This is a genomic window from Streptomyces sp. NPDC050617 (genome assembly GCF_040654795.1).
Lineage (GTDB): Bacteria > Actinomycetota > Actinomycetes > Streptomycetales > Streptomycetaceae > Streptomyces.
The window spans coordinates 465,179-491,351 of sequence record NZ_JBFAIS010000002.1; the positions used below are offsets into that span (position 1 = coordinate 465,179).

Here is a 26,173-nt window from a genome sequence, read left to right on the forward strand (position 1 = left end):
CCGAGACTGTCCGAAGCCTCGAAATACTTCAGCCTCGAAATACTTCGCAAAATTCAAATATTGTGAAAGATAGGGCCCGGACGCCCTCTCCTCGCCCCCCTCCAGCGAGGAGAGACCACATAGTCCGGGCCCCTGTCAGGCGTGAGCGGCCTGGGGGTTCCACATGGGGAGGAGCGTGGAATCGCCCGTGCTGGGGAATTTACCTAGGATTGACCGACACTTGCAGTGTCGGATCTGGAGGACTTTTTGACCGAGGCAGCGGACGGCGAATCCATCAGCCGCCTCCTCCGCGCCTGGCGCGCCCGTACGGACGCCAGGCAGATCCGCGAGCTCCGCGGCGTCGAGCCCCGGCCCGGCCGCCGCCTCTCCCAGGCCCACGTCGCCCGGCTGACCGGCGTCAGCGAGGGCTGGTACCGCGCGCTGGAATCCGGCCGGCGGCAGGACTTCTCGGAGGGCTTCCTGCTCCGGGTCGCCCGCGCGCTCGACCTGAGCGAGGCGGAGACCCTCACCCTCTTCCTCGCCGTCTGCGGCCGCCGCCCGCCGGAGGCGACGCCGCGCGACCCGCGCGGACTGCCCGAGGGCGTCAAGGCGCTCCTGGAACAGCAGGTCAGCTACCCCGCGTACCTCTCGGACATCGCCTGGAACGTGGTCGCGGTCAACGACCTCATGGCCGAGTGGTTCCCCTGGTCCGTACGCCCGGGCGCCAACCTCATCCGCTGGGCCCTGCTCTCCCCCGAGGCGCGGGAACAGATGCTGGACTGGGAGCACAGCTGCGCCCGCGCGTACCTGGCCATGCTCCGCGTGGCCGCCAACAGCAACCCGGACAACGCCGAGCTGCGCGCCCTGGTCCGCGAGGTGCTGGACGCCGACGCGGACTGCCGCCGCATCTGGGCACAGGGAAGCGAGGTGGTCGAGCACCGGGACGGACACGTCTTCCGCCTGCGCCTGCCGTACCACCACGACCGGGAGATCAGGGTGGCGAGCCATGTGCTCCTCCCGATACAGCGGCCGGACCTGCGGTTCGTATTCATCACACCGGTGGAGGAGACGGGGGCGGGGGCGGGGCGTGAGGCGGGTCCGGGGGCGTAGGGGCGTAGAGGGGCGTACGGGGAGGGGCCGCGCCCGCGGATGGGCGGTGCGCCGAGCCCGCGGCGGCATCATGAGCTGATGAGGCAGGGCTGACGGGGCTGACCCGGTGCGGGCCTCAGGACATTCGGGCACTCGCCCGTGTCCAGGTGGCCCGGTGGCCTGCCCCGGTATACCTGGCGGCTCGTAAGTCCGGTCGGGTATACCGGAAGGCTGAAGATCGGCGCCGGAAGGAACTGCGATGTACGAGCGAGTGAGCAGGTAGGCGCCGAAGGGGCGGGAAGCGTCGCAGGGACGCACCTCCCCGGCCAGGAGGACGCCGTCGGCCGCCCCGCTGGCCGCCCTCAACGCCACGGCCGGCAACGCCGCCGTGGCCCAGATGATGCGTGCGCCCGCTCAGGACCAGCACGTACACGGGGCCGGCTGCGGGCACGGGAAGCAGCAGCAGGCGGTGCAGCGCGCGGTTCTGCCCGCCGTGCAGTGCCTGGACCACCCGGCCAAGTTCGACGGCGAGGTGCGCAGGCTGGTCGATCAGGCGGAGGGCGACATCGCCAAGTTCGTCGCCGGTTACGACACCTGGCAGGCGAAGGTGAGCGCCGGCGACTTTAAGTGGATGGAGAAGAACGCCGAGCTCAACGACGCGTGCGAGTACCTGGAGAACCTGGTGGGCGAGCCCGCCGGGCGCAGCGAGGCGGAGCTGCTGGCCGCGCTGGAGGCGGCCATCCGCGCCGAGGTGACGGCCACTTCGGCGGAGACGGTGGCGAACACCCGGGCCGCGGCGAACATCGCCAAGCACAAGCTCGTACTCGGCCGCACGAGCGACACCGGCAAGTGGGCCGAGTACCAGCAGAGCAAGCCCCAGACCGGGGACCGGCTGTCCGGGGACGCGCGCATGGGCCGGCGGCTGAACACCGCCAAGTGGTCCGTTCGTCAACTACGCCTTCATGGACGGCGGCATCGTGGAGCGCGCGGAGTTCAAGCTGGTCACCAGCCTCGGTTCGCAGATCGAAGGCATGCTGGTCGCCGGGAAACTGCACGCGGGCAACTTCTGGAAGACGATCGAGAGCCTGGGCAACAGCGCGCTCTGGGACAGCAGCAAGTCGGACGAGAACGGCGGCCCCCAGGCGATGCTGGGACACGAGATCCTCCAGCTCATCGAGGCCGGCTACCGCTTCTACGGCCGTGAGAGCGGCTACGCACAGGGCGACGCCAGACTGGTAGCGGTCCACCCGGACCGCCCCGCCCCCGACCCGGGCGACGAGACCAAGCCGCTGACGCTGCCTGCTTAGGGCTGGGCTGGGCGTCCGCGGGTGGGGCGGTATTGCCGGTGGGTGGGTGCGGGTTTCGTCTCGGACCCTGCGGGTCCAGAGCGCCAGCAGCGGCAGGGGAGGGGGCGGGCCGGGGTCGGTTCGCTGCCTGCGGGTGGGTTCGCGGCTGGGGTTAGGGAGGCTCGCTGCGCATAGCGCTGGCCGCTGCCGCGAAGTGGTCGTGGTGGGGGCTTTGGGTGCGGGCGGGGGGGCGCGGGCCTGTGGCCCAAGGGATCAGCGGCGGTGGGGTTGGGGTTGGTTCGCTACGTGCTGCCCGGTGTGGGGTTGGGGTCACGGATGGCTGTCGGGTGGGGCGGCATTGCGCCCGGGTGGGTGCGGGTTTCGTCTCGGACCCTGCGGGTCCAGAGCGCCAGCAGCGGCAGGGGAGGGGGCGGCCTGGGGCCGGTTCACTGCCTGCGGGTGGGTGCGCGGCCGGGGTTAGAGAGGCTCGCTGCGCATAGCGCTGGCCGCTGCCGCGAAGTGGTCGTGGTGGGGTCGTCGAGCGTGGGTGCGGGTGGCCTTGGGCCTGTGATTCAAGGGATCAGCGGTGGTGGGGCGGGGGTCGGTTGGCTACCAGTCGCCCGGTGCGAGTTGGGGTCACGGATGGCTGCCGCGTGGGGCGGCATTGCGCTCGGTTGGGTGCGGGCATCGTCTCGGACCCTTCGGGTCCAAAGCGCCAGCAGCGGCAGGGGAGGGGGCGGGCCGGGGTCGGTTCACTGCCTGCGGGCGGGTTCGTGGCCGGGGTTAGGGAGGCTCGCTGCGCATAGCGCTGGCCGCTGCCGCGAAGTGGCGGTGGTGGGGCTTCGGGTGCGGGTGCGGGGTGGCTCGGGCCTGTGATCACAAGCAGGGGCGGCGGGGCGCGGCTCGCTGCGCGTGGGGCGGGGCTTGGAGCCCGGGGGTAGTTTCCGCCCGCTGGGCGGGGCCTTGAGGTGGGGAAACCCCCATCTGACGGCTGGCGTGCCTGATATGCCCAGCCTGTGAAGTTGATGGGGCAACGGGGTGGGGTTGCCGTCCACTTTCGTGTCCGGTAAGGCGCTTTTGTCGGGCGGTAACTCCACTCTGCCCACGAGTACCCCTGCGGAGCGCAGCGCAGCTTCTTGCAGCCCGGCCTCGGGCCGGGCGACGGACAGCGAACGGACCCCAGGCCCCTCCCCGCCACCCCCGCACCCCACCAACTCACCACGACCACCTCGCGGTAGCGGCCAGCGGCGGCAGAGGAGGGGGTGGCCCGGGGGCGGCTCGTCGGCTACTCATAGGTAGGGTTGAGTTGCCACCCGGCAAAAGCGCCATACCGGACCCAGAACCGGGCGGTAGGCGCACTCTGTTGAACGGCGGGCCTGGCCTATCGGGCATACCGGGCACACTGGCCGCCGGAGTGGGATTTCCCCAGCCCCGGGCCGCTCTTCTACGGGCGGGAACCCTCCCCGGCCGGTACTCCCGGGTGCAGCGCCGCGCGCCACTGCCCCTGCTTGTGATCACAGGCCCGCGCCACCGCGCCCCCGCACCCGAAGTCCCCACCGCAACCACTTCGCGGCAGCGGCCAGCGCTATGCGCAGCGAGCCTCTCTAACCTCAGCCACGAACCCGCCCGCAGGCAGTGAACCGGCCCTGACCCGCCCCCTTCCCTGCCGCTGCCGGCGCTTTGGACCCGCAGGGTCCGAGACGAACCCCGCACCCACCCACCAGCAATACCGACCCACCCAGCTCAGCAACGCCCGCCACCCGTCCCCCAATTCCCCCACCAATACCAAGACTTCACCAAAAAACAGCCACCCCCTCCGCCCCCCGTTGTTTGAAGATGGTCGAAAATGGCCGAAGGGAAGCCCCGTCAGGTACCGGCAACGCAGCGACATGTTTGTATGTGTTGGTGATCGTTAACGTACAAGAGACAACCGAGCCGCAGCCGCAGACGTACGTGGACCGCATCGTGGAGCGCTGGTGCAAGGACGAGGACGCCGAGGCGCTCGTCCAGGGGACGCAGCGGCTGACCAGGGGCGAGGCTCGGCAGCAACTGTTCAGACTGGGGCACGCGCTGCGCGGGCAGGGACTTGAGCCCGGCGACAGCGTGGGACTGTTCCTGGCCAACCGTGTGGAATCCGTCCTGGCGCAGCTCGCCGTCCACCTCATCGGCTGCCGCGTCGTCTTCCTGCCGCCCGAGCCCGGCCCCGGCGAGCTCGCCGCACTGGTCGAGCAGTCCCGTGCCCGCGCCGTCGTCACCGATCCGCTCTTCGCGGACCGCGCCGCCGACGCGGCCGGCCGCAGCGCCCACGCGCCCGTACTGCTCAGCCTCGGCCCCTGCGAGCAGCAGGCCGCCGACCTGCTGGCCCTGGCCGCCGAGTGCCCGGACACGCGCCCCGAGGGCGTGCCCGCCCCGGCGGCGGACGACGTCGCCACCGTCTTCTACACCGGCGGAACCCTTGGCCGCCCCAAGCTCGCCGCGCACACCCACCACCTCTACCAAGTGCTGGTGAACCGGGCGGATGAGGCTCCGCGGGAACCCGCCCCGCAGGGGTTCTCGAACATGTACGACGGCACGGACCGGGTGCTCGTCTCCACGCTGCTCACGCACGGCAGCGGCCACATGACCTCGGTTCAGGCCGTGGCGACCGGGTCCGTCGTCGTCGTTCTGCCCGAGTTCGAGCCGGGCGAGGCGCTGAAGGTGATGCGCGAGGAGCGGATCACCGGCACCATGTTCGTACCGCCCATGATGTACGCGGTGCTCGACCACCCGGATTGCGTGCCGGGCGCCCTGCCCGCGCTGCGCCGGATCTTCGTCGGCGGCGCGGCCACCTCGCCGAGCCGTCTACAGCAGGCGATCAAGGTGTTCGGGCCCGTGGTCGGCCAGGGGTACGGGCAGTCGGAGGCGCTCGGCATCGCCGTGTTCGGCGCGGCGGACCTCGCCGAGGAGAGCGACCGGCGCCCCGAGCTCTTGCGCAGCACCGGCCGCCCGATACCCGACGTCGAGGTCGAGATCCGCCCCGAGGACAGCACGGAGGCGCTGTCGGCCATGCAGGTCGGCGAGGTGTGCGTCCGCGGCGAGACGGTGATGCTCGGCTACTACGAGGACCCGGAGCGTACGGCCGCAGCCATCCAGGACGGCTGGCTGCGCACCGGTGACATGGGCTACCTCGACGCCGAGGGGTACCTCTACCTCGTCGACCGGGCCAAGGACATCATCGTCACCGGCAGCACCAGCGACAACGTCTACTCCAGGGTCCTGGAGGACTTCCTGCTCACGCTGCCCGGCGTGCTCAACGCGGCTGCATTGGGCGTGCCGGACGAGGAGTTCGGGGAAGCCGTTCAGATCTTCCTGGCCACGGCCGAGGGCGCGGACGTCGATCCGGCGTCGGTCGGCGTCGCGGTGACCGACGCGTTGGGAGAGCTGTACACGCCGCGCAAGACGGTGCTGCTCGACAAGCTGCCGATGACCAAGGTCGGCAAGGTGGACAAGAAGGCGCTGCGCACCGCGTGGGCGAACGGGGATTACGACACTCCGTAGGACCAGTCCGTAGGCAAGTCCGGAAGGCCAGTCCGTAGGGCGGGCGGTCGTCATCCCGTTCACCCCGTCCAGCCCGCCCACCGCGCCGACCCCGTCCGCCCCGTCCGCCCCGTCCACCCCGTGTGGCGCAGCCAGCCCTCGAAGGTCATCAAGGCCGGGTGCAGGCCGCGCAGCAGGGTGATGTCCCGGTCCCGCCCGTAGAGATCGCGGTCGGCGAAGAACTGGAACATCGCCGCGTAGTCGTGGGCGAAGCGGGGTACGGCGGCGCGCAGTTCGGCGTGCGGCATCGGGGTGTACGTACTGGGGACGCCCGTGACCCGGGTGAAGGCGGCGGCGATCTCATCGCCGGTGAGGCTGTCGCCGATCACCGCGAGGTCGCGGGCGCCCCAGGACTGCCAGTTCTCGAAGATGTGACCCGCGAACCAGGCGATGTCGCCGAGGGCGACGAGCGGGTAGCGGGCGTCGCCGAGGGGGAGCTTGAAGGCCAGCCCGCCGCGGCCGTCCGGCCGGGGGGTGAGCCGGTCGCGGAGGTTCTCGAAGTACGGGGCCGTCGTCAGTACCGAGACGTGGTTCGTGTACCAGCCGTCGCTCTCCCCGCGGAGCATTTCCTCCGATCGCATCAAGTTGATGTGGGCGGCGACGGCGGCCTTGCTGTCGAAGTGCGGTACGGGATGGCCGGTCAGCGTCACCGCGCTGTCCAGGGAGGACCAGATGAAACGGTCCACACCGGCCCGTTCCGCGGCGGCCAGGAGATCCAGGCCCTGCCGGTACTCGCCCACGGCGCTGCCCGTGGAGAAGAAGTCGGTGTTGGCGAACACGCGGTCGGCCGACCCCATCAGCTCGTCCAGAGCCGCCGAGCCGTTAGCCTCCGGGTTCGCCGAGCCGTGAGTCTCCGCTGCCGCCGGGTCGTAGCGGACCAGGCGCAAGCGGCCGGGCGCGGTGTCGGCGACGCCGGCGGCGAGCGCGGCGGCGTGAGCGGACTCCGGGCGGCGGGTGGGGACGGTGACGGTGGCGTCGGTGGTGGTGAGCAGGTGCCGGACCACGTGCCGGCCCATCGCTCCGGTGCCTCCGACGACGAGGACGTGGGTCATGGCGTCTTTCCTTGTTCTGTGAGGTGTACGAGGACGTGTTCGGCCGCCTGGGCATGGGTGGCGACCCAGACGTCACCGGACGTACGGACGTGGTCGAGGATCTGGCCGACCATGCCGGCCAGCAGCGGCCGGCCCCCGACGTGGGCGTGGACGGTCAGGTGGAAGACACCGGGGCCGGGCTGGGCGAGCAGTTGGTCCAGCAGCGCGCGGAGCAGGTCGCGGTAGGCGTACGGGCCGCCCGCGGCGTCGCGTACGTCGGAGTGTTCGCTGTGCATGAGGGAGACCAGCGGCCCGTGAGCGGTGGGCAGGACCTGCGGGAGGTCGTGGTCGCTGTGGTCGCCGGTCCAGCGGTAACCGGCCTCGGCGAGCAACTCGCCGGTGCGCCGCGAACCCGTGGCGCGCGGGCTCATCCAACCGGTCGGCCGCACCCCGGTGACCTGCTGGAGGATGTCGGTACAGCGCCGGATGTTCCCCCGCTCGGCGTCCGCGTCGAGCAGCGCCGGTACGACGTCCTGGGCCCAGGAGTGCCCGGCGACCTCGTGCCCCGCCTCGTGCACGGCCACCACGGTGTCGGGGTACCGCTCGGCGACGAGCCCGTTGACGCCGACGGTCACGGGCAGGTCCCCGAGAACGTCGAGCAGCCGCCAGATGCCGGTGGTGACGCCGTACTCCGTCCAGGAGGCGCTGTGCGTGTCCTCGACGCCGGGCGGCAGCGGCCAGGCCGCCGCCATCGGCGCGTACGCGGGGCTCCGCCCCGGTGACCACAGCTCCAACGCGACGGTGACCAGCATGGCGACCTTCCGCCCGCCCGGCCACTCGATCTCTGTCCTCATGCGTTTCCCCTGCGTCGGCCTTCAGGTCCCGGGCCCTGGGCCCTGGTCCCGAAACCTGGGTCCCGGGCCTCCGGGAGCTTCCGCTGTGGACGCTATGGAGGCGGCGGTTACCTCCAGGTTCCCGGCGACGGACTAGCATCGCGGGCGTGCGTGAGTACCCCGGCAGCGTCTTCCTCGCCGACTGCCCGGCCCGGTTGGCGATCGAGATCATCGCCGACAAGTGGGCGGTGGTCGTGCTGTTCGCCCTGAGCCGGAAGCCGTGTCGCCACGGTGAGTTGGTCGACCAGATCGGCGGCATCTCCCGGAAGGTGCTGACGCAGACGCTCCGGCGTTTGCAGGGTTACGGCCTGGTCGCCCGCCATGCCGAGGGTGGCAGGGTCGAGTACGTGCTGACGGACTTGGGCCGGACGCTGACGCGGCCGATCGCCGTACTGACGGAGTGGGCCCATGAGTACGGCGGGGCCGTGGCGGAGTTCCAGGAGTGTGCCGAATCCACCGAGTCCGGTGAATCCGGTGAATCCACTACGGCCGGTGACGTGTCCTCGCCGTAGCCCTGACGGGCGGCCGGCCCCGGCCCCGGCGCCGGAGAAGCCGAACGGCGACCTCTCCGGCGCTGCCGCCCGTTCTCCTGCCTACCGCGCCTGCTCGGGGGCCCCGGTGTTGAGTTCCGCCCAGACGGTTTTGCCGACCGTACGGCCCTCCACGCCCCAGCGGTTCGCCAGCGAACGGACGATGAGCAGGCCGCGGCCGAACTGGTCGGAGTACGGATCGGCTGCTCGCGGGCGCGGCCGGCGTTCCCCCTTCGGATCGGTCACGGCCACCCGCAGCACGGACCCGCTGAGAAACAGCTCCACCCGGAACAGCCGCTCCCGCAGACAGCCGTGCAGCAGCGCGTTCGTGATCAGCTCACTCGCCAGCAACGCCGCGTCCCCGGCCACCGCTGGGCACCCCCAGTCGGCGGCGAGTTGGGCCACGCGGCGGCGTGCTGCGGGCACGTTGTACGGGTACGGGGTGTAGTCGACGACGTCGTAGTGATCGTCTGGCTCTTTGGTCTCTACAGCCATGGACGCGCACCTCCAAGTGCGGTCGCAGGAGCCCGTACATGGAGCGCTTGGCCTCGGCAGTGTCGATGCCACACCTGCGCGGGGCAGGCCGGTGCACTTCCGCCAGTGGCTGCGCCGCTGTGCGAGCGATTGGGTACTGACGGTAGCGATGTGGTGGCAATCGGTGCAAGCGGTCTTGGGGATATATATCTCCACGTTTTGCTTGTGCCGCTCCGTGATCGGCTGCAGACTGAGCGGGACCAGGGAGGTGCGGCGAGATGGCGAGGGGCCAAGTGGGTCTCGGCAACCGTGTATCGACGGTGCTGGCACGGAGGTTGGGTGCTGAACTGCTACGGCTGCGCGACTCGGCCGGGCTCACGCAGCCGCAAGCGGCAGAGGCGCTGAGCGCCACTGCCGCGAAGGTCGCGAAGATGGAACGGGGTTGGGTGCCGTTCCGGGATCCGGACGTTCTGGCGCTCGCAACGCTGTATGGGCTGGAGGACCCGGAAGCAGTCGACGGCCTTCTGCAGCTGGCCAAACTCGACCGCGAACGCCGCAAGGCCAAGGGCTGGTGGCAGCATTCGCCGCGAGTGGGGGGAATGGCTGAGTACATCGCCATCGAAGACGTCGCGACACGAGTACGTTCATGGCAGCAGGCGTTGGTGCCCGGCTTGTTCCAAACCGCTTCATACACCCGCGCGTTGTGTGTGGCCTCCGGGCCGTCGGAGGACCCGGGTGAAATCGAGCGCATCGTTGAGGTCCGTACGAAGAGGCAAGCCCGACTGATCGGCGAAAAGCCACTAGAGGTGTACGTGGTGATTTGGGAAGCTGCGCTGCGTCAAGTTGTCGGTGGGCGTGAAGTGATGCGCGAGCAGCTGGAGCGCGTGTTGGAAGTGGCTCAGTTCCCGAACGTACGGCTTCAGGTGCTGCCGTTCCGGGCTGGTGGGCACCCCTGCATGGCGGGAGCTTTCAACATCGTTTCGTTTGCCGAGGACGAGGCGGTGGACGTGGTCCACGTGGATACCATGACGGCTACCGTGTGGGTTGAAAACGAGGATGAAAGCGCCGCGTGCAGAACGTATTTCGACAGCGCCACTCGGCTGAGTCTATCGCCGCATGACTCCCTTTCCCTTATCAGCAGCATCTGCAAGGAAATGTAACCATGGCACTGTTTGAGTTCGTGAAATCAAGCTATAGCACGGTGAATGGCGAGTGCGTCGAGGTGGCCACGAACCTGTCCCATACCGTGGCTGTTCGTGACTCCAAGGACGCGGCGGGACCGGTCCTGCGCTTCGAGCCTGCCGCGTGGGCATCCTTTCGGCAAGCTGTTGTCGGAGGCGGATTCTGCTCGGATTGATCACACCTGGAGGTGTGACAGGTGACCGTATGCGACTTCGTGAAGTCCAGCTACAGCTCTTCAAAGCTGGAGTGCGTCGAGGTAGCTATCAACGTCCCCGGAACCGTCGCGATCCGCGACTCGAAATCCCCCTTCGGCCCCACCATCCACGTATCGCCCGCCGCCTGGGCGGCCTTTCAGGAAGTCATAGCCCACGGGAGCGCAACCTAAGAGATCACAGGCGGTCAGCCACTGGCTGACCGCCTATGGTCAAGGAACGTGCGTGACGCCGCCCGCGCAGGGCCTAGCGCCAGAGCTGGTGGTCGTTGGAGCCGCCGGCGCAGCCGATCGTGCGGAGGCCGTATGAGCTGTCGTCAAGGCACTTGTTGGTGGCCTGGCTCTGGAAGGAGATGGAGTCGGCGCGGTGGTGGGTGATCCACCAGCTCTGCTGGGGGGTCGAGTTGCAGGGGCGGGTGGCGAGGGTGACGCCGTCGTCATAGAGGCAGCGGTTGGTGTTCACGTTCTTGATCTGGCGGGTGCCGTCGTTCCAGACGTGGATGCTCCACTTCTGGAAGTCCAGCCCGTTGCAACCGAATCCGCGCAGACCGTAGTTGCTGTCGTCAAGACAAGAGCCGGTAGCCATGTTGCCGAATGTCTGGACCGCGTCGGTGATCTTGGGCGACGGCGCGGAGGTGGTGGCCATGGCCGGTGCGGCCATGGCTCCGGAGAGCAGGAGGGTCGAGGAGATGGCGAGGGCGAATTTCGTGCGCTTCTGGAGCAGCAAAACGTGCCTCCTGTAGTACTGGGACGATCGTTGTGACCGTGTAAGAGTGAGCGCCGCGGTGCTGGTTGGACAACGGGGGAAAGGCACGGCTTAAAACCCCAGCCGGGGGGCTGGCGGGGGTGCGGCGACAGGTAATCGTGGGGATGTAGTTCGTTGACATTGCGCGGGGGGCGTTGTGTTGCGAGTGGTGTTCGGTTCGGAGGATCTCGCGCGGGTTCGGGTGGCGATGGGGCCGGACCATATGTGGGAGATAGCCAACAGTGTGCAGACGCTCCAACGCCGGGACGGGGCATCGGCGTTCGGGGACTGGCGGCGGGCGGTGCGGGGCAGGATTTCGCGGGAGGGCAGGCGGCTGGCTTCGTTGTTGCCGCCGCGCGGCTATTCGCCGGATTTCCTGACGCCGACGGAGTTACCGGCACCGGGGGCGGCGGGGGACTCGTACGGGTTCGGCACGCTCGATGCGGAGATCGACACCGTACTGAGCACGCCCCGCCCCCGACTGGCGGCGGAAGTGACGCGGCTCGCGGCCGGCAGGGAAGCGCCGGGGTGGGTGGGGCGGTTGGCGCGTGGGGAGGCGGAGGCGTTACGCGGCCTGGGGGCGGCCATACGCACGTACCAGGAGGAGGCGGTCGCACCGTACTGGCCGCGGGTTCACGCGCATGTGGAGGCGGACCGGGTCAGTCGCCTGCGCGCCATGCTCGACGGCGGCGTGGACGGGCTGCTCGCGAGCCTGGGGCCACAAATACGCTGGCGGGCACCGGTGTTGGAGGTCGCGTACCCGGTGCGGCGGACGCTGCGCCTGGAGGGCCGGGGGCTGGTCCTGCAACCGTCGTTCTTCTGCTGGCCGACCCCGGTGAGCCTGGCCGACGACGATCTGCCGCCGGTCCTGGTCTACCCCGTACGGCATGAGGCGCTGCGCGTTTCCGGGGCCGATGACGCCCGTACCGCGCGGGACGCGGCGCTGGGGTCGCTGATGGGGTCCACGCGGGCGGCGGTGCTCGTCGCGGCGCTGACGGGTTGCGGTACCGGTGACGTGGCCCGGCGGCTGGGGGTGTCGCATCCGGCCGTGAGCCAGCACATCGCGGTGCTGCGCGGGGCGGGCCTGCTCGTGACGGTGCGGGAGGCGGGGCGGACCCTGCACGTAGCCACGGCGCAGGGCCGCGCGCTCACGCACGCCGCCCGTGACGGCAGCCTTCAGTGATGGCTGCCTTCAGTAGCGGCAGCCTCCCGTGGCGACGGCCCCCCGTGACGGCAGCCCCGGCCCGTACTCGTGATGCGGATGCTGATGAGGCGTCGTCGGGCATCAGGTCGTGATGACGAGCTTGCCGCCCTTGGGTGTGCCCTTGAGTTCGAGTTCCGTGAGCGCCGCGATCGCCTCCGTGAGCGGCACCGTACGGGCGATCGGCACCTGAAGCGTGCCCTGTTCGGCGGCGCGGGCGACCTCCTCCAGATCCTCCGTGACCGGCCGGGCGATCAAGACCTGGAAGGGGCCCGGGAGAGCGGCTTTCGCGAGCCGCGCGGGGGTGGGGTGGATGCTGACGACGCGTCCGCCGGGCTTCAGCATCTTCTGCGCGTCCTTGACCGCGAGTGTGCCGGCGGTGTCGAGTACGAGGTCGAATCGTCCGCGTCCGCTGAGCGACGCCGGGTCGAAGTCGAATTCGACGATCGGATCGATGCCGAGGCCGCGTGCCTCCTGCGCGGCGGTGGCGCGGCAGCTGCCCCCCACCGAGGCCCCGCGGGCCAGGGCGATCTGGGCGGCGGCTCGGCCTACTCCGCCGAGGCACCCGTGGACGAACACGCTCTGCCGGGGCTGGAGCTTCCCCTTCTTGGTCATGGCCTGGAGGGCGGTTATCCCTACGGTGGGGATCGCGGCGGCTTGTTCGTAGGAGAGGTTCGACGGCTTCATCACGAGGCCCTTCTCCTCGGCGAGGACCATCTCGGCGATGGCTCCGGACCCTTTGATCGTCGGTCCGCCGAGCACTTCGTCGCCGACGGTCAGGCGGGTGACGTTCGCACCTACCGCCTCGACGACGCCCGAGAGGTCGTTTCCCAGCCCGCGCGGGAAGCTCCGTCCGGTCACCATCTTCATGGCGCCGCCGCGGATCCCCCAGTCCATCGGGTTCGCCGCCGCGGCCCGTACGCGGACCAGGACCTGGCCGGGGCCGGGCCGCGCCGGTTCGAAGTCCTCCAGCCGCATGACCTCGGGGCCGCCGTACTGGTGGTACTGGATGCGCTTCATGATGGCCTCCACAGGCGATGTCATCTGATGACATCAATCACCGTACACCCTGATGTCACCTGATGACATCAGGGTGGGGGCAGAACGGGCGACGGGGTGGGTGGCAGGGTGGCCGGCAGGGTGTGTCATCGGGTGACATCACCTACACTCGCGGCATGGGACGGTGGGAGCCTGGGGCCGGTGACCGACTGCGCGAGGCGGCACTGTCGCTGTATCTGGAGCGCGGCTTCGAGCAGACGATGGTGGCCGACATAGCCGAACGCGCCGGGGTCACCGCCCGTACCTTCTTCCGGTACTTCGCCGACAAGCGCGAAGTTCTCTTCGACGGCTCGTCCGACCTGGCGACGAAGCCGCTGGCCGCCCTGGAGACGGTGCCGGCCACGGCGTCGGCGCTCGATGCCGTCGCGGCGGTACTCGACGCCGTGGCCGAGATGGTGGGCGGCGACCGCGAGCTCGCACGGGCCCGGCAAACGGTGATCCTGGCCAACGCCGAACTCCGCGAACGAGAACTGATCAAGCTCGCATCCATGTCGGCCGCCCTCGCCGACGGGCTTCGGCAGCGGGGCATCGGCGATATCGACGCCAACCTGGCCGCCGAGACCAGCATCGCCGTGTTCCGCGTCGCATTCTCACGATGGGTCGCCGCCGACGAGGACCACGACTTGCGTGATGTCATCCGCGAGACCCTGGCCCGGCTGCGGGCCCTGACCGCCTCCGGTTGAACCGCCTACCAGCGAGGCACGCCCGTACCGGTACCGGCACGGACTGGTTGCCCGTACACGCCGTCAACGGCACCCGCCGTCAGCGGCCACGTCGTCAGCCGTACGCACGGTCAACCACACCCGTCCGCCGGGTGTGGACCAATCGTCGGCGCGCCCGCTGACCCGCCGCCCCGCTCACCCAGCGGGCCGCCCGGCCTGCCCGGCCCGGCCGCCGTCCGTATCGGGTCCGTAGCCGTGGGCATGGGCCCAGGCGACGGCCTCCGCGCGGGAGCGGACCTGGAGCTTGGCGAACAGGTGGTTGATGTGGGTCTTGACGGTGGACTCCCCCACCAGCAGGCGCCGGCCGATCGCGCTGTTCGACAGCCCTCGGGCGAGCAGCCGCAGGACGTCGGACTCGCGCGGGGTCAGCAGGTCCTGCGACGGTTCGGACTGGGACGGTTCGGTCCGGGACGGTTTGGCCCGCGACGATTCGGTCTGCCGCTGTTCGGTCCGCTGCCGTTCGGTCGTATGGTCGGTTTCGGCGCCGCGCATGGCGGCGGCCAGCAGCCGTTCCTGGACGATCGGGTCCAAGGTGGTGTGCCGGGCGAGCGCGGCCTCGATCGCGCGGACGATCTCGGTCTTGCCGGCGTCCTTGGTCAGGTAGGCGCGGGCGCCGGCCTGCAATGCGTCGAGGATCAGCTGATCGTCCGCCATGGTCGTCAGCACCACGACGGCCACGTCCGGGTGCGCCGCCACGATCCGGCGGGTGGCCTCCACGCCGCCCATCCCCGGCATGCTCAGGTCCATCAGCACCGCGTCGGGGAGCGTTTCGGCGACCGCGGCGACGCCCTCCTCGCCGTTCGCGCCACCGGCGACGACGTCGATGCCGGGCATCATGTCCAGCAGGGTCATCAGACCTTCGCGGACCACCGCCTGGTCGTCGACGACCACGACCCGAGCACTCACGCGGGCACCTCCGCCTGTACGCGCCACCCCTCCGGGGTGGGGCCGACCGTCAGGTCGCCGCCGACCAGCAGCAGCCGCTCACGCATGCCGGCCAGACCGTAGCCGCCGCTCATCCCCGCCACTCGGGGCCGCGGGCCGGTCTCGCCGTCGCCGGAGCTGCCGGAGTCGCCGGAGCCGCCGGAGCCGTCGGAGTCGCCGGAGCCGCCGGAGCCGTCGGAGTCGCCAGAGCCGTCGGAGCTGCCGGAGTCGCCGGAGCCGGCGGGCCCGGACAGCACGGTCAGCCTCACCTGGTCCTCTTCGTAGTCCAAAGTGGCGGTCAGCTCCTGTCCGCGGGCGTGCTTGGCGGCGTTCGCCAGGGACTCCTGGGCGACTCTCAGCAACGCTAGCCCGACGTCCGGTTCGAGCGCGCGCGGGGTGCCGACCGGGGTGAAGGTCGCGGGCGCGCCGGAGGCGGTGCGGTGGTCGTGGACCAGCGCGGCGAGGGCCTCCGGCAGGGGCGGGGTGTCCGCACGCAGGACCGCGATCGCGCGGCGGGTCTCGGTCAGTCCGTCGACGGCGATGCGGCGGGCGTTGTGGACCCGTTCCACCGCCTCTCCGGTGCGCGGGGGGTCCGCGGTGAGCAGCGAGTCGGTCACGTCCAACTGCACTGCCAGGGCGCCCAGCGACTGCGCCAGGACGTCGTGGATCTCGCGGGCGATCCGGGTCCGTTCGGCCAGCGCCGCGGCCCGCTGCTCCTCCTCGCGCACCCGCCGGGTCTGGAGCAGCAGTTCCTCCGCCTGCGCGTGCTGAGTCCCGATGTTGCGCCGGGTCGCGCCGGCGAGCTGGCAGGCCAGCAGGGCGGCGATCCAGGCGGCGACGCTCGCCCAGGCCGGCCCGGGGAGGCCGGCCACGATTCCGCCGATCGCCAGCGCCAGGATGCCGGCCGCCAGCACGGCCGCGCTGACCAGCGTGGACAGGAACACTCCGGACGACACCGCCGCCATGCCGACGATCGCCGTGGCCAGCATGGCCTTGGGTTCGAGGGTGATCAGGAGGTTCCCGCTGATCATCGCGACGCTCAGGATCGGCACGGCCCACGCCTCGGACACCGGAGCCCCCGAACGGAAGCCGGCCGCGCACCACAGCGCCCAGGCGCCGCTCATCAGCGCCACCAGCACCCAGGTGGTGGCGGACCAGACGATCTCGTTCGAGAACGGCAGGCCGACCAGCACCAGAGCCAGCCCGAGCACTCGGGGCAGCGCGTGCTGCCAGAGGTCGGGGCGCGGCAGGGGCGGCCGCGGTGGCACGGGGTGCGCCGACGACGGCTTGTCTTCGGTGGTGACGACCATGGATTCAGCTTGGCACGCACCTCTTCCCCGCGGTCCGGGCCGGGGCCCGGCGGCAGGTGGAGGAGGGTGGAGGAGGGTGGAGGCGGCCCGCGCTCCACCCTCCTCGGTTCCTCGGCCGACGCCCGGACCGTGGCTCGGATTCGACGCTGTATGGACACGAACCCCCTTCACCTCCGGGCGGAATCCATGTCCACTCTGCAGAGCGCTCTCCTCATCAACCTCGTCGTGCTGATCACGACCCTGTACGCCGACCTCGGCACCAAGGCGGTGAACCGCGGACGCCTGCTCCGCCCGCTGATCGTCGCGGTGATCATCGTCCCCGTGTTCGTCCACACCTTCTTCGGCAGCGGAATCGGCCTGGCCATCGAGATCTGCGGCCTCGCGGCCGGGGTACTGTTCGGGCTGATCGCGGTCAGCCAGGTCCAGGTCTTCCGGGAGCCGGAGGGCGGGGTCGTCTCCCGGGCCGGCCGCAGCTACGCGGCGCTGTGGATCGGCCTGGTCGTCGCCCGCTCGGTGTTCTCCATCGGCGCCACCTACTGGTACGAGTCCGAGCTGGGCCGCTTCTTCTTCCGGCACGGCGCCATGCCCCAGGACATCCCCTCGATCGTCGCCAACGGGCTGGTGTTCATGGCGATCGCCGCGCTGCTCACCCGCTCGGGAGCGCTGATGGTGCGCGCCTCCGGGCAGCGCTGAGCCCCGGCCCGCCCGAGGTCGCGGAGGGGGGCGGCGCGACGTGCGCCGCCAGTAGCCGTTTACCCAATCACCCTTGTACAGCTACAGCTTGTACAGCTACAGCCAGACATCGGGGTCCGCCCCGGTCGTGGGCGCCGCCGCAGCCGGCAGCCCCCGGCCCGACGGACCGGACTACCGGACTACCGGACAACCGGACAACCGGACTACCGGACAGAAGAAAGGTGCAACACGCATGAGTGCCAGCAACGCCGTCGACGGAACCGGCACGGGAGGAAATGACCCGGCTCAGCCGCCGGTTCCCGCGCAGGGCAAAGGCGAAGGGGGCGCCTCGGGGGAACGGCTGGTGCTGTTCACCGACGCGGTCACCGCGATCTCGATCACTCTGCTGGTCCTGCCGCTGGTCGATCTCGTCCCGGAGGCCGCGTCCGCCCACGAGCCGGCCAGCAAGGTCTTCGCCGGTCACCTCGACCAGATCTGGAGCTTCCTGCTCAGCTTCGCGGTCATCGCGAACATCTGGCGGGAGCACCACCGGACCTTCTCGTCGGTCACGAGGGTCACCCGCTCCTTGACGGCGTGGAACATGGGGTGGCTGCTGTCCGTCGTCGTGCTCCCCCTGCCGACGGAGATGATCGGCGCCTACGGCCGTGACCGGTTCGTGGCGGGGTTCTACTACACGGTTCTCCTGGTGAGCATGGTGTGCCGGCTGGCGATGCTGAGGATCGTGAAAACCACACCGGGGCTGCTCGACGAGAACGACCAGGAACCGGGCAAGCTCCAGGAGACCTACACCGAGAGCTACCTCAACGTCCTCCTTCTGGTCCTCGCCCTTGTCGTCGCCCTCGCCGTACCCGTGCTCCAGTACTACAGCCTGCTGCTCCTCGTCCTGCCCAGGCGGGTACTCCTCCGGGGGCGGCGCACCCGCTGACCGGCGGCAGCGGGCCGGCGGCCCTGCCTGCTCTCGCCCGGACGCGGAACGGGGCGTTGGTCGCACGCGACAAGGCGAGCCCCGCACCTGAGCGAGGACGCCGGCTCCCGTCGCAATTCACCAGCGGTGAACCGTGAAGTCCACCGGCTGCGGGCGCAGTTTCTGGGTGCGTACGGCCAAGTCGCGCATGCGGCGGGACATTTCGTCGGCCGGGAGGCGGCGGCGGTCGCCGTGGCCGGCGAGGAGCCATTCGAAGCGGAGGCGGCCGGCGGTGCGGGCGAGGGAGGCGGCCAGTACCTCGATGGAGTACCAGGTGACGTGCTCGGCGACCTCGATGTCGTCCGTGGTGCGGCACCAGTAGAAGCTGTCGCCGCTGAAGCAGTAGCGGTCGTCGGCCACGTACAGGACGCTGCCCTCGGTGTGGCCCGGCAGGGGGTGGGCGATCACGCCGTCGGCGACCTCGACCGGGTCGAGGCCCCGTAGGACCTGGTCGGCGTCCGGCGCGGCGTCGAGGTCGCCCTCGTGGATCCAGAGGCGGGCGCCGTACCGGTCGGCGTAGCGGCGGCCGTGGGCGACGTGGTCGCGGTGGGTGAGGAGGACGTCGGTGATGGGGCCCAAGGACTCGTAACGGGTGGCCAGTTCGGCGTTCCAGCGCGGGGTGTCGATCATCAGGACCTGGCCGGACGGCCGTTTCAGCAGGTAGGCGTTGGCGGCGGCCGTGTGCGTGGAGTTGTGGCCGCAGAAGTAGAGGCCGTCGTCCAGCTCCATCGGGTACGGGTCCAGGGCCGGGTCCAGTCGCAGTGACGGGTGGCGGACGGAACGGGTGTGGCAGGCGTACGCGGCGGCGTGCAGCTGGGCCAACTCGCGCTCGTCGCGCGGCTGGTGGTGGAGTTCCGAGCGGCCGCCGACCTCGATGAACAGGTCGGGGGCCACCTGCCGTACTACGTCGCAGTTCGTGCAGCGGTCGTCCACGTACCAGCCGTCATCGGCCCCTGTAGCCGCTGTAGCCCCTGTAGCCGCTGTCGGCTCGGTGATCGGGTCGGTCGTCATGAAGTGGCTCCCTCCAAGGTCCTTCCCCTCCAGCGTTTCCCGCGCCGCCCCGAAAGAGGAAGGGGGCCGGGGCCTTGTCGTTCGCGCCGGGGTCCGCTCTCGCAGCGGCGCACGCGCACTCCTTGACTTGAACCAATGTTTAAGTTGGACGCTCTTCCCGTGAACACCATGAACTCCATGGACACCGCGAACACCACCGCGCAGGCCCTGCGCGCCCTCCTCGACCGCTCCGAGATCGACGCCCTCATCACCGACCACATCCACCCCCCCCAGAGGTCCTCGCCTCCCACCGGGCGTGAAAAGGCGGCGGGTCAGGCTGCCGTGGGGTAGTCACTGAGCGGGCAGCTTCCTGACCGTCTCCGCGTACTCGTTCCAGATCGCCCAGGACGATTCGAAGTCGATCTGCTGGATAACGCTTCCTGCCTTCTCCGTACTCGCGTCCTCAAGCTCCTCGGCAGCCGCCTTGTAGTCGTTCGCGAAAGTGCCCAGTGAGCCGATGAGGCGGGAGAGCACGTCGGCGGCGCCCGTCGCGTGGTTCAGGACGGCGTTGACCGCCGGCGCCTGCTCGGCAAGCACCAGCGGCACGGTCTTGCGGACTTCGTCGGCGTAGTTCAGCAGCTTCTGCCGGCCGCATTCGTGCTCCGGCAGCTGGGCGCTGCGCTCGTAGTTCTTCACCTCCGTTTCCCCGTGCTCGCGGAGGTACTTCTGGCCTTGGATGATTCTGGTCTCGCACTCCCGGGTGCTGATGGCCCGTTGGGCAAGAATTTCTGTGATGTCGGTCCATACTCGCGGGGGCGCGAGGCGGTCGTGCAAGGAGCGGAACGCCTCGGTGAGGCAGAAGCGGGTCTGCTGGGTGAGCTTCTTCTGCTTGACCTCTTCCACGGCGGTGGCGAGCACGTCGGCGACGGCCTTGTATTGGGTGGTGACGGGCGGGATGGCGTCCGCCGCGGTCTTGATGACCGTGCGCATGTCGTTGGCATTGTCCGCGTCCGAGTCCGTGATTTCCTCGAACTGCAGTCGCAGTTGCCTGAGGTGGGTCTTCAGCTGGAACCATGGATGCGCTTCGTAGAGCCCTCCGTCCTTATTCCAACAGCCGATGAAGCATTCGATATCAGGACGATCCGCGGTACCCAGCAGGGTGGCCTTCATCTGCTGGGACTGGTCCGTGAACGCCCCGGCGGCCAACACCGCCGACTTCGCCGCGTCGAGGTTCCAGGAGTAGGCGGTGGTGTCCGGTGCCATGCCGTTCCTTAATTCGGGAGGTGGGGGCCTGCCCGCCCGGGTCCGGACGGTTCCCGTCGGTCCTGGGCGGGCAGATCCCTTGGGCCGTTGAGGCTCTAGCGGTCGCGGTCCCAGCTGTCCTGGAGCTGGAGCTCAGTGCCGAACGGCGTGTCCGTGGGCATCACCAGGGCGTTCTGCGTGAACCACTCCGTGGCGTCGGAGACCTTCTGCCACTCCGTCGTCGCCCCTTCCAGGTCGAGTACGTCGTTGATGTTCTCCTTGTTGCCGAGCTGGCTGTCGTCCAATGCGGCGAGCTGCGTGATCGTTTGGTTCGTGTTCTGCCACTTCCCGAGGATGAGTTCGAGCTTCTGCTGAAAGGCGTTGGTGTACTTCGGGAGCGGCGTCACCTGGGTCTGCATGCCTTCGAGGTCGGTCACCAGCTGGATCTTCTTCTGGACCTTGTCCTGTTCCTTCTGGACCTTGTCGAGGAGGGCCTTCCACTTCTTGCGGAGGGTTGCCGCCCAGATGCCCAGTCCGATCGCGACGAGAGCTCCGAGGAAGCCGAAGGGAGCGACGCAGCAGGCCGCGGTCGTCACCTTCTTCCATTTGGCGTACGCGGCATCGGCCTCCTTCTGGAGCTCCTTGGCCTCTTCCTCGCAGTTCTTCCGCGCGGCGACCGCGTGCTTGTAGATGTTGCCTTCCTTGGCGATGTAGAGCTTCATCTGGTCGTTCTGTCCGCGGAAGTCCGTGGAGAACGACGCGAGGCTCTTGATGAGCTTGTCGAGATGCCCCTCCATGGTGACGACCAGGTCTTTGAGCCCCTTGTCGCCGGTCAGGAACTCTCGCACGAGGGCCGCATTCGGCTTGGTCGCGCCCTTGCCGTCGGTCAGATGACCCTTGATTTTGCCGCAGCGGTTGGTGAACTTCTTCGCGGTGTTCTGGACCTGGTAGGCCATCCAGATGTTGTGTGCGTACAGCTCGGACGGCGGGTTGGCGCCCGTTACGTACGTAGCGTTGTCCTTGACCTTCTGAATGATGGTGACCGGGTCGCCGAAGCGCACCCCCAGCTTCTGCATTTCCTTCGTGGCCCCGAGGAAGTTCTGGATCTCCTTCTTGTCGCCGGGGTCGATGTCTCCGTAGCGCTGGGTGAAGTCGGCCGTTGCGATGGGCATCTTGAGGATGGCGTTGACGAACACCTGGATGTGCATCCAGTCCTCGCCGAACATGGCGTAGGTGAAGTCCGGCTGGTTCTTCGGGTATGCCTTGTTCGTCGCCCTGAGGAGGAGTTCCGGCGGGGGCAGCAGGTTGAGCGTCATGGGGCGTCTCCATTCGGGAGCGAAAGTTTTCGGGAAGCTACGGCGGGTTGCGGGTTGCGGGTTGCGAGATGGGGGCGCGGGTCGGGGCCGTGCGCCGAAGACTCGCCTCGGCGGACCGTTGTAAGCGCCGTTCAGAGGGGCGATCGTGCCCGGCGCCGGGCACGGGGCCGGGCACTCACGTGATGTCGAGAGGCAGTCCCCACGGCGTGAATGTCGGTGCGACGAGCGCTTTGGCGGTGAATTGTTCGGCCGCAGTGGCGAGTTTGCTCCACTTCTGCGCGCCGGCGTTGAAGTCGAGCGTGTCGTTCAGCTTCGTGGGATCGCCGAGGACGTCGTCGGAGAGCGCGGCGGCGCTGGTGAGCCCGGCCGATACCGCTTCCCACGCCGCGGACATGTTGGCCGCGCGTTCACGCATCTCGGTCAGTGCGGCGGGCAACGCCTTGAGCTGGCGGTCGAAGCCGGCGAGGTCGCTCGCCAGGCACGCCTTGTGCTGCACTTCTTCGTCCGCCTCGTTCACGGCGTCCAACAGCGCTTTGTACGCCTTGCGTGCCGTGACCGCCTGGGTCTCGGGAGCCTGCCCGCCGAGCTCGGCGACCCCCGCGGGAACGCCGCAGTTCACGACAGCCACGTCCAGGGGCTGGGCGGCCTGGGCCCCGCGGTACTCCAGCCATTCCGTCCACGCCGCCGCGGCCGCGCCGTCGAAGGCGGTGGCCTGACTCTCATACGCCTTGCGCGTCGCCTTGGCGCTCGCGTACGTCTTGGAGTCCTTCCCCATGCACTCCGTGAGCGATTCCTTGACGCCCTCGAAGGCCGCAGCCGTCTTCTCGGCCGTGGACCGCAGCACGTCGCAGCGCTTCTTCTGCTCCGCGCACAGTGACGTCAGGCCGCCGGAACCGGTGAACACGTCCCGGACAAGGGCGGCGTTCTTCTTGATGTCCTTCGGGGATTTTTCGAGTAGGCTCCACAGTTTTTGAGCCCTGGAGGAGAAAGTGCTCGCGGCGGACTTTGCCCCATGGGCCGACCATAGCTCCTGGGCGTAGAACTCGGACGGCGCATTCGATTTCGTCAGGTAATCGCCGTCGTCCCCGAGCTTCTTGTTCACCGTGATGGGATCGCCGTAGGCGGTGAGAATTTTCTGTGCGTCCTTGACCGCCGACACGAGTTTCTTGTGCTCCACGGTGTCCTCGATCTTTCCGTAGGTACCCGTGAAGTCCTCGTCCGCCAAGGGGAACTTGAGAAGCCCGCTGACGTATACGGGGACGCGCGGCCGCGCCTCGCACACCATGCCGTACGAACCGGTGCTCGCCTGAAGGAGTTCCTTCGGTGGACCATAGGGAGAATGTGACATAGGACTCTCTTCTTCGCTCATAGGAGGGTGATGCGCATGTTCACATGAACAGGGGAAAGGCATCTGCCGTCCCGCGCGGCAGAGGATATGGATGGATGGGTGGCGGAATCTCGTCGCCGTGGGCGAGAGTAGCCGATGGCTGTTGCGCGTAAACATCGCCTATCGAGTGAACTTGGATTGGTGGAATCGATGGCGGGGTAATGCAATGAAGGTCCCTGTTTTCCGCGTGCTGAATCGTTTGGGCATTCAGGAATCTCGGTGAGGCTCCTGGGCCGTCGAAATCGGCGCATTGGGGGAAGCAAGCGTTGGGGGTGCGTATCCCGGCCCTGTGCGGGTGTCCGGGGCGGCGCGCGTCGGCGGCTCGGGTCGGTGTCGGCGAAGAGCGCGGTGTGTCCGGATAGTGGACAGGGGCTCCTTTACGCATACCTGATGTATCTATGCTGTGCGCATGTCACCCGCCCCGGCCCCCGCGCCAGCTCACGCCCCCGCATCAGCAACATCACCCGCATCAGCAACACCGGCCGCCCCCGCCTCCGCCCCCAAGCCGCCCCCCGCCGCCGAGCGCGTCTACGCGCACGTCAAGGAGGCGGTACTGGACCGTCGTTACGAGGGCGGGACCCTGCTGACCGAAGGGGACCTGGCCGAGGCCGTCGGGGTGTCGCGTACGCCCGTACGCGAAGCGCTGCTGCGGCTGGAGGTCGAGGGGCTGATCAAGCTCTATCCGAAGAAGGGCGCGCTGGTCCTGGCCGTATCCGCGCAGGAGATCTCCGACGTGGTGGAGACGCGGCTGCTCGTCGAGAAGTTCGCGGTGGCCAAGGCCGTGCCCGCGCCCGCCGGGCTCATCGACCGGCTGACGGAGCTGCTGGCCGACATGCGGCGGCAGACCGAGGCCGGGGACCTGGCGGCGCTCTCCGTCAGCGACCGGGCCTTCCACGCCGAGATCGTGCGCAGCGCGGGCAACCAGATCCTCTCGCGCCTCTACGACCAGCTCCGCGACCGGCAGCTGCGGATGGGCGTCGCCCTGATGCACGCCCATCCGGACCGGATCGCGAAGAACATCACCGAGCACACGGAGATCCTCGACGCCCTGCGCGCCGGGGACGAGGCGGCGGCCACCGAGGCCGTGCACCAGCACGTGAGCTGGGTGCGGAACCTGGCACAGGGGGATGTGCGATGAGCGGTGCGAGTACCGGCGCCGGCGGCGGGTCCATAGGACTGCCCGGTGACCCGCCGGGCGGTCGGCGGGCACTGGGCATCTGGGGACTCGGCGTCGGCGTCTACTTCGTCGCGATCATCTTCCGTACGAGCCTGGGCGTCGCGGGCATCGACGCCGCCGAGCGGTTCCACATCAACGCGTCCGCCCTCTCCACGTTCTCGATCCTGCAACTCCTGGTCTACGCGGGCATGCAGATACCCGTGGGGCTGATGGTCGACCGGCTCGGGACCAAGAAGGTCCTGGCGCTGGGGGTGGTGCTGTTCACCGTGGGGCAGTTCGGGTTCGCGTTCTCGCACTCGTACGGGATGGCGCTGGCCTCCCGCGCCCTGCTCGGCTCCGGCGACGCGATGACCTTCATCAGCGTGCTGCGGCTCGGCTCCCGCTGGTTCCCCGCCCGCCGCGGCCCGATGATCGCGCAGGTCGCCGCGCTCTTCGGGATGGCCGGCAACCTCGTCTCGACGATGGTGCTGGCCCGGCTGCTGCACAGCGCCGGCTGGGAGCGGACGTTCGCGGGCAGCGCGCTGGCGGGCGTCGCCGTCCTCGCCCTGCTGCTGATCTTCCTCAAGGACCACCCCGAGGGGTACGAGCCCGCGCCCCACCCCCACCTCGGCAAGGGCTTCGTACGCCGCCAGATCGCCCTGGCCTGGCGGGAACCCGGCACCCGGCTCGGGATGTGGGTGCACTTCACGACGCAGTTCCCGGCGATGGTCTTCCTGCTGCTGTGGGGGATGCCGTTCCTGGTCGAGTCGCAGGGGCTCTCACGCGGCGCGGCGGGCGAACTGCTGACGCTGATCGTCCTCTCCAACATGGCCGTCGGCCTCATCTACGGGCAGCTCATCGGCCGCCACCACGGCGCCAGGCTGCCGCTCGCCCTCGGCACGGTCGCGGCCACCGCCACGCTCTGGGCCCTGACGATCTTCTGGCCCGCCCCCGGCCCCGCTCCGATGTGGCTGCTCGTCGTGTTGAGCGTCGTACTCGGCGCGTGCGGACCCGCGTCGATGATCGGCTTCGACTTCGCGCGCCCGGCCAATCCGCCGGAGCGGCAGGGGACGGCCTCCGGCATCGTGAACATGGGCGGCTTCATCGCGTCGATGACGACCCTGCTCGCCGTGGGCGTGCTGCTGGACGCGTCCGGCCACAGCTACCGGATCGCGTTCGCGTCGGTCTTCGTCCTGGAGGCGTTGGGACTCTCCCAGATCCTGCGGCTACGGGCCCGCGCCCACCGCCGCGAGAAGGAGCGGGTACTGGCGTCGAGGGTGGAGACGGTGCACGTACCGGCGTGATCGGGCAGGCGGGTTGGCGTACGGACGGACGTACAGCCGTGTTCGTACGGGTGCAGAAATGGAACGATACCGAGCTACGGAGTGACCGCGAACTCCCGCAGGATCGCCTCCGCCAGCGGCCGGTCGCCCTCGATCTTGACCTGGTCGCCCACCGCCTCCGGCCGGACCCGCCCGCACGCCAGCCGCAGATACGTCTCCCAGTCCAGGACCAGCGTCGCCGTCGGCCCCAGCGACACGCTGCCGTCGATGGTGCCCTTGCCCTCCGCGTCGACCCGCACCGTCCGCATGAACTCCAACGGGCCGTGCACATCGAAGACCACCGCCGAACCGGGCGGCGCGCCCGCGTCGTTCGCGACGACCTTGGGGAGGGCGCGGAGCAGGAAGTCGCGGGTGAGCTGGGCGCCCGCGGAGTCGAGATTGCCCGGTACGCCCAGCGCGCGGCGCAGGTCCTGCTCGTGCACCCAGACGTCGAAGGCACGGACCTTCAGGGCCCGTTCGAGGGTCTGCTCGGTGGAGCTGCCGAGCGGCCAGCGGATCGGCGTCTGCGGGTCGCGGGTCTCGTTGCGCAGCTGCCGTGAGCGGCGGATGAGCGTGTACTCCAGCTCGGAGGTCATCTCCGGCGAGGTGTGGCAGCGCCGCACGTCCACCTGGACCTCGATGTAGCGCGAGAACTCGTCGGTGACGTGGTAGAGATCGCGCGGCAGCGTATGGATGGGGCGCGGGTCGCCGAGCATCTCGCACTCGATCCCGATGACGTGCGAGACGATGTCGCGCACGGACCAGCCGGGGCACTCGGTGGCCCGGTTCCACTCGCTCTCGACGAGCGGTGTCACCAACTCCGATATCGCTTCGATCGAATGGGTCCAGGCGTCGATGGAGGTCTGAAGGCTTGGGTGGACGGTCACGGAA

27 protein-coding genes are annotated in these 26,173 nt (G+C 69.4%); 14 read left to right on the forward strand and 13 right to left on the reverse strand.

Features of this window, described 5'->3' with window-relative positions; translation table 11 throughout:
- The first annotated feature begins 246 nt into the window (after window positions 1-246).
- A complete protein-coding gene (locus tag AB0I49_RS04625; RefSeq protein WP_363225345.1) occupies window positions 247-1,089 on the forward strand; it encodes a helix-turn-helix domain-containing protein in 843 nt (280 codons plus the stop codon).
- 564 nt (window positions 1,090-1,653) lie between these two features.
- Here the strand turns inward: AB0I49_RS04625 and AB0I49_RS04630 are convergent.
- Window positions 1,654-1,878 (reverse strand): hypothetical protein, encoded by a 225-nt coding sequence (locus AB0I49_RS04630; protein WP_363225346.1) that lies wholly within the window; start codon window positions 1,876-1,878, stop codon window positions 1,654-1,656.
- 152 nt (window positions 1,879-2,030) lie between these two features.
- On the opposite strand from AB0I49_RS04630, the gene AB0I49_RS04635 reads away from it, so the two are divergent.
- Together AB0I49_RS04635 and AB0I49_RS04640 are read left to right on the forward strand one after the other, a co-directional pair.
- The gene (locus AB0I49_RS04635; RefSeq protein WP_363225347.1) at window positions 2,031-2,375 is read left to right on the forward strand and encodes a hypothetical protein; all 345 of its coding nucleotides are present in this window, start codon (window positions 2,031-2,033) and stop codon (window positions 2,373-2,375) included.
- A 1,884-nt stretch (window positions 2,376-4,259) separates the two neighbouring features.
- Window positions 4,260-5,891: an AMP-binding protein gene (locus AB0I49_RS04640; RefSeq protein ID WP_363225348.1), complete on the forward strand. Its 1,632-nt coding sequence runs from the start codon at window positions 4,260-4,262 to the stop codon at window positions 5,889-5,891.
- 59 nt (window positions 5,892-5,950) lie between these two features.
- On the opposite strand, the gene AB0I49_RS04645 is transcribed toward AB0I49_RS04640, so the two are convergent.
- Both AB0I49_RS04645 and AB0I49_RS04650 read right to left on the reverse strand, forming a co-directional pair.
- Complete coding sequence (locus AB0I49_RS04645; RefSeq protein WP_363225349.1) at window positions 5,951-6,982, reverse strand: NmrA family NAD(P)-binding protein; 1,032 nt, start codon at window positions 6,980-6,982, stop codon at window positions 5,951-5,953.
- Window positions 6,979-7,815: a polysaccharide deacetylase family protein gene (locus tag AB0I49_RS04650; protein ID WP_363225350.1), complete on the reverse strand. Its 837-nt coding sequence runs from the start codon at window positions 7,813-7,815 to the stop codon at window positions 6,979-6,981. The genes AB0I49_RS04645 and AB0I49_RS04650 overlap by 4 nt, the downstream gene beginning before the upstream one ends.
- Window positions 7,816-7,961: 146 nt before the next feature.
- On the opposite strand from AB0I49_RS04650, the gene AB0I49_RS04655 reads away from it, so the two are divergent.
- Entirely contained in the window at window positions 7,962-8,366 is a 405-nt protein-coding gene (locus AB0I49_RS04655) for a helix-turn-helix domain-containing protein (RefSeq protein ID WP_363225351.1), read from the forward strand.
- A gap of 81 nt (window positions 8,367-8,447) precedes the next feature.
- On the opposite strand, the gene AB0I49_RS04660 is transcribed toward AB0I49_RS04655, so the two are convergent.
- Complete coding sequence (locus AB0I49_RS04660) at window positions 8,448-8,879, reverse strand: ATP-binding protein (RefSeq protein WP_363225352.1); 432 nt, start codon at window positions 8,877-8,879, stop codon at window positions 8,448-8,450.
- Between the two features lie 272 nt (window positions 8,880-9,151).
- Between AB0I49_RS04660 and AB0I49_RS04665 the strand changes: the two genes are divergently transcribed.
- From AB0I49_RS04665 to AB0I49_RS04675, 3 genes are read left to right on the forward strand one after another with little or no spacing between them, the layout of a single operon-like run.
- Entirely contained in the window at window positions 9,152-10,018 is an 867-nt protein-coding gene (locus AB0I49_RS04665) for a helix-turn-helix transcriptional regulator (RefSeq protein WP_363225353.1), read from the forward strand.
- Window positions 10,019-10,020: 2 nt separating this feature from the next.
- A complete protein-coding gene (locus AB0I49_RS04670; protein ID WP_363225354.1) occupies window positions 10,021-10,215 on the forward strand; it encodes a DUF397 domain-containing protein in 195 nt (64 codons plus the stop codon).
- Window positions 10,216-10,236: 21 nt separating this feature from the next.
- Window positions 10,237-10,425, forward strand: coding sequence for a DUF397 domain-containing protein (locus AB0I49_RS04675; RefSeq protein ID WP_363225355.1), 189 nt, complete (start codon window positions 10,237-10,239; stop codon window positions 10,423-10,425).
- Between the two features lie 73 nt (window positions 10,426-10,498).
- Here the strand turns inward: AB0I49_RS04675 and AB0I49_RS04680 are convergent, their stop codons facing one another.
- On the reverse strand, window positions 10,499-10,978 hold the full coding sequence (locus AB0I49_RS04680) for an RICIN domain-containing protein (RefSeq protein ID WP_363225356.1): 480 nt from the start codon (window positions 10,976-10,978) through the stop codon (window positions 10,499-10,501).
- A gap of 175 nt (window positions 10,979-11,153) precedes the next feature.
- Here AB0I49_RS04680 and AB0I49_RS04685 point away from each other — a divergent pair, with 175 nt between their 5' ends.
- The gene (locus AB0I49_RS04685) at window positions 11,154-12,179 is read left to right on the forward strand and encodes an ArsR family transcriptional regulator (RefSeq protein ID WP_363225357.1); all 1,026 of its coding nucleotides are present in this window, start codon (window positions 11,154-11,156) and stop codon (window positions 12,177-12,179) included.
- A gap of 102 nt (window positions 12,180-12,281) precedes the next feature.
- Here AB0I49_RS04685 and AB0I49_RS04690 read toward each other — a convergent pair whose 3' ends face one another.
- The gene (locus AB0I49_RS04690; RefSeq protein WP_363225358.1) at window positions 12,282-13,217 is read right to left on the reverse strand and encodes an NADP-dependent oxidoreductase; all 936 of its coding nucleotides are present in this window, start codon (window positions 13,215-13,217) and stop codon (window positions 12,282-12,284) included.
- A 155-nt stretch (window positions 13,218-13,372) separates the two neighbouring features.
- On the opposite strand from AB0I49_RS04690, the gene AB0I49_RS04695 reads away from it, so the two are divergent.
- Window positions 13,373-13,939, forward strand: a complete 567-nt coding sequence (locus AB0I49_RS04695) for a TetR family transcriptional regulator (protein ID WP_363225360.1) — start codon at window positions 13,373-13,375, stop codon at window positions 13,937-13,939.
- A gap of 174 nt (window positions 13,940-14,113) precedes the next feature.
- Here AB0I49_RS04695 and AB0I49_RS04700 read toward each other — a convergent pair whose 3' ends face one another.
- The gene (locus AB0I49_RS04700) at window positions 14,114-14,884 is read right to left on the reverse strand and encodes a response regulator transcription factor (protein WP_363225362.1); all 771 of its coding nucleotides are present in this window, start codon (window positions 14,882-14,884) and stop codon (window positions 14,114-14,116) included.
- The gene (locus AB0I49_RS04705) at window positions 14,881-16,212 is read right to left on the reverse strand and encodes a histidine kinase (protein WP_363225363.1); all 1,332 of its coding nucleotides are present in this window, start codon (window positions 16,210-16,212) and stop codon (window positions 14,881-14,883) included. Before AB0I49_RS04705 ends, AB0I49_RS04700 begins: the two co-directional genes overlap by 4 nt.
- 186 nt (window positions 16,213-16,398) lie before the next feature.
- On the opposite strand from AB0I49_RS04705, the gene AB0I49_RS04710 reads away from it, so the two are divergent.
- Window positions 16,399-16,905, forward strand: a complete 507-nt coding sequence (locus tag AB0I49_RS04710; RefSeq protein ID WP_363225364.1) for a hypothetical protein — start codon at window positions 16,399-16,401, stop codon at window positions 16,903-16,905.
- A 232-nt stretch (window positions 16,906-17,137) separates the two neighbouring features.
- The gene (locus AB0I49_RS04715; protein WP_363225365.1) at window positions 17,138-17,830 is read left to right on the forward strand and encodes a TMEM175 family protein; all 693 of its coding nucleotides are present in this window, start codon (window positions 17,138-17,140) and stop codon (window positions 17,828-17,830) included.
- Window positions 17,831-17,947: 117 nt separating this feature from the next.
- On the opposite strand, the gene AB0I49_RS04720 is transcribed toward AB0I49_RS04715, so the two are convergent.
- On the reverse strand, window positions 17,948-18,880 hold the full coding sequence (locus tag AB0I49_RS04720; protein WP_363225366.1) for an MBL fold metallo-hydrolase: 933 nt from the start codon (window positions 18,878-18,880) through the stop codon (window positions 17,948-17,950).
- Window positions 18,881-19,039: 159 nt separating this feature from the next.
- On the opposite strand from AB0I49_RS04720, the gene AB0I49_RS04725 reads away from it, so the two are divergent.
- Window positions 19,040-19,210: a hypothetical protein gene (locus tag AB0I49_RS04725; protein ID WP_363225367.1), complete on the forward strand. Its 171-nt coding sequence runs from the start codon at window positions 19,040-19,042 to the stop codon at window positions 19,208-19,210.
- On the opposite strand, the gene AB0I49_RS04730 is transcribed toward AB0I49_RS04725, so the two are convergent.
- The 3 genes from AB0I49_RS04730 to AB0I49_RS04740 all read right to left on the reverse strand — a co-directional run bounded on the left by AB0I49_RS04730 (window position 19,211) and on the right by AB0I49_RS04740 (window position 22,786).
- Entirely contained in the window at window positions 19,211-20,122 is a 912-nt protein-coding gene (locus AB0I49_RS04730) for a hypothetical protein (protein WP_363225368.1), read from the reverse strand.
- Window positions 20,123-20,217: 95 nt separating this feature from the next.
- Window positions 20,218-21,417, reverse strand: coding sequence for a hypothetical protein (locus AB0I49_RS04735; RefSeq protein WP_363225369.1), 1,200 nt, complete (start codon window positions 21,415-21,417; stop codon window positions 20,218-20,220).
- A gap of 175 nt (window positions 21,418-21,592) precedes the next feature.
- On the reverse strand, window positions 21,593-22,786 hold the full coding sequence (locus tag AB0I49_RS04740; RefSeq protein ID WP_363225370.1) for a hypothetical protein: 1,194 nt from the start codon (window positions 22,784-22,786) through the stop codon (window positions 21,593-21,595).
- Window positions 22,787-23,213: 427 nt separating this feature from the next.
- On the opposite strand from AB0I49_RS04740, the gene AB0I49_RS04745 reads away from it, so the two are divergent.
- Complete coding sequence (locus AB0I49_RS04745; RefSeq protein WP_363225371.1) at window positions 23,214-23,942, forward strand: GntR family transcriptional regulator; 729 nt, start codon at window positions 23,214-23,216, stop codon at window positions 23,940-23,942.
- Window positions 23,939-25,264: an MFS transporter gene (locus tag AB0I49_RS04750; RefSeq protein WP_363225372.1), complete on the forward strand. Its 1,326-nt coding sequence runs from the start codon at window positions 23,939-23,941 to the stop codon at window positions 25,262-25,264. The genes AB0I49_RS04745 and AB0I49_RS04750 overlap by 4 nt, the downstream gene beginning before the upstream one ends.
- A 74-nt stretch (window positions 25,265-25,338) precedes the next feature.
- On the opposite strand, the gene AB0I49_RS04755 is transcribed toward AB0I49_RS04750, so the two are convergent.
- Window positions 25,339-26,169, reverse strand: a complete 831-nt coding sequence (locus AB0I49_RS04755) for a maleylpyruvate isomerase family mycothiol-dependent enzyme (RefSeq protein WP_363225373.1) — start codon at window positions 26,167-26,169, stop codon at window positions 25,339-25,341.
- Window positions 26,170-26,173 lie beyond the last annotated feature (4 nt).

Coding starts and splice junctions, on each gene's coding strand:
- AB0I49_RS04635 (WP_363225347.1), top strand. CDS start 2,031: ATGGACGGCGGCATCGTGGAGCGCGCGGAGTTCAAGCTGGTCACCAGC.
- AB0I49_RS04645 (WP_363225349.1), bottom strand. CDS start 6,982: ATGACCCACGTCCTCGTCGTCGGAGGCACCGGAGCGATGGGCCGGCAC.
- AB0I49_RS04650 (WP_363225350.1), bottom strand. CDS start 7,815: ATGAGGACAGAGATCGAGTGGCCGGGCGGGCGGAAGGTCGCCATGCTG.
- AB0I49_RS04660 (WP_363225352.1), bottom strand. CDS start 8,879: ATGGCTGTAGAGACCAAAGAGCCAGACGATCACTACGACGTCGTCGAC.
- AB0I49_RS04670 (WP_363225354.1), top strand. CDS start 10,021: ATGGCACTGTTTGAGTTCGTGAAATCAAGCTATAGCACGGTGAATGGC.
- AB0I49_RS04690 (WP_363225358.1), bottom strand. CDS start 13,217: ATGAAGCGCATCCAGTACCACCAGTACGGCGGCCCCGAGGTCATGCGG.
- AB0I49_RS04695 (WP_363225360.1), top strand. CDS start 13,373: ATGGGACGGTGGGAGCCTGGGGCCGGTGACCGACTGCGCGAGGCGGCA.
- AB0I49_RS04705 (WP_363225363.1), bottom strand. CDS start 16,212: ATGGTCGTCACCACCGAAGACAAGCCGTCGTCGGCGCACCCCGTGCCA.
- AB0I49_RS04710 (WP_363225364.1), top strand. CDS start 16,399: ATGTCCACTCTGCAGAGCGCTCTCCTCATCAACCTCGTCGTGCTGATC.
- AB0I49_RS04715 (WP_363225365.1), top strand. CDS start 17,138: ATGAGTGCCAGCAACGCCGTCGACGGAACCGGCACGGGAGGAAATGAC.
- AB0I49_RS04720 (WP_363225366.1), bottom strand. CDS start 18,880: ATGACGACCGACCCGATCACCGAGCCGACAGCGGCTACAGGGGCTACA.
- AB0I49_RS04730 (WP_363225368.1), bottom strand. CDS start 20,122: ATGGCACCGGACACCACCGCCTACTCCTGGAACCTCGACGCGGCGAAG.
- AB0I49_RS04735 (WP_363225369.1), bottom strand. CDS start 21,417: ATGACGCTCAACCTGCTGCCCCCGCCGGAACTCCTCCTCAGGGCGACG.
- AB0I49_RS04740 (WP_363225370.1), bottom strand. CDS start 22,786: ATGAGCGAAGAAGAGAGTCCTATGTCACATTCTCCCTATGGTCCACCG.
- AB0I49_RS04745 (WP_363225371.1), top strand. CDS start 23,214: ATGTCACCCGCCCCGGCCCCCGCGCCAGCTCACGCCCCCGCATCAGCA.
- AB0I49_RS04750 (WP_363225372.1), top strand. CDS start 23,939: ATGAGCGGTGCGAGTACCGGCGCCGGCGGCGGGTCCATAGGACTGCCC.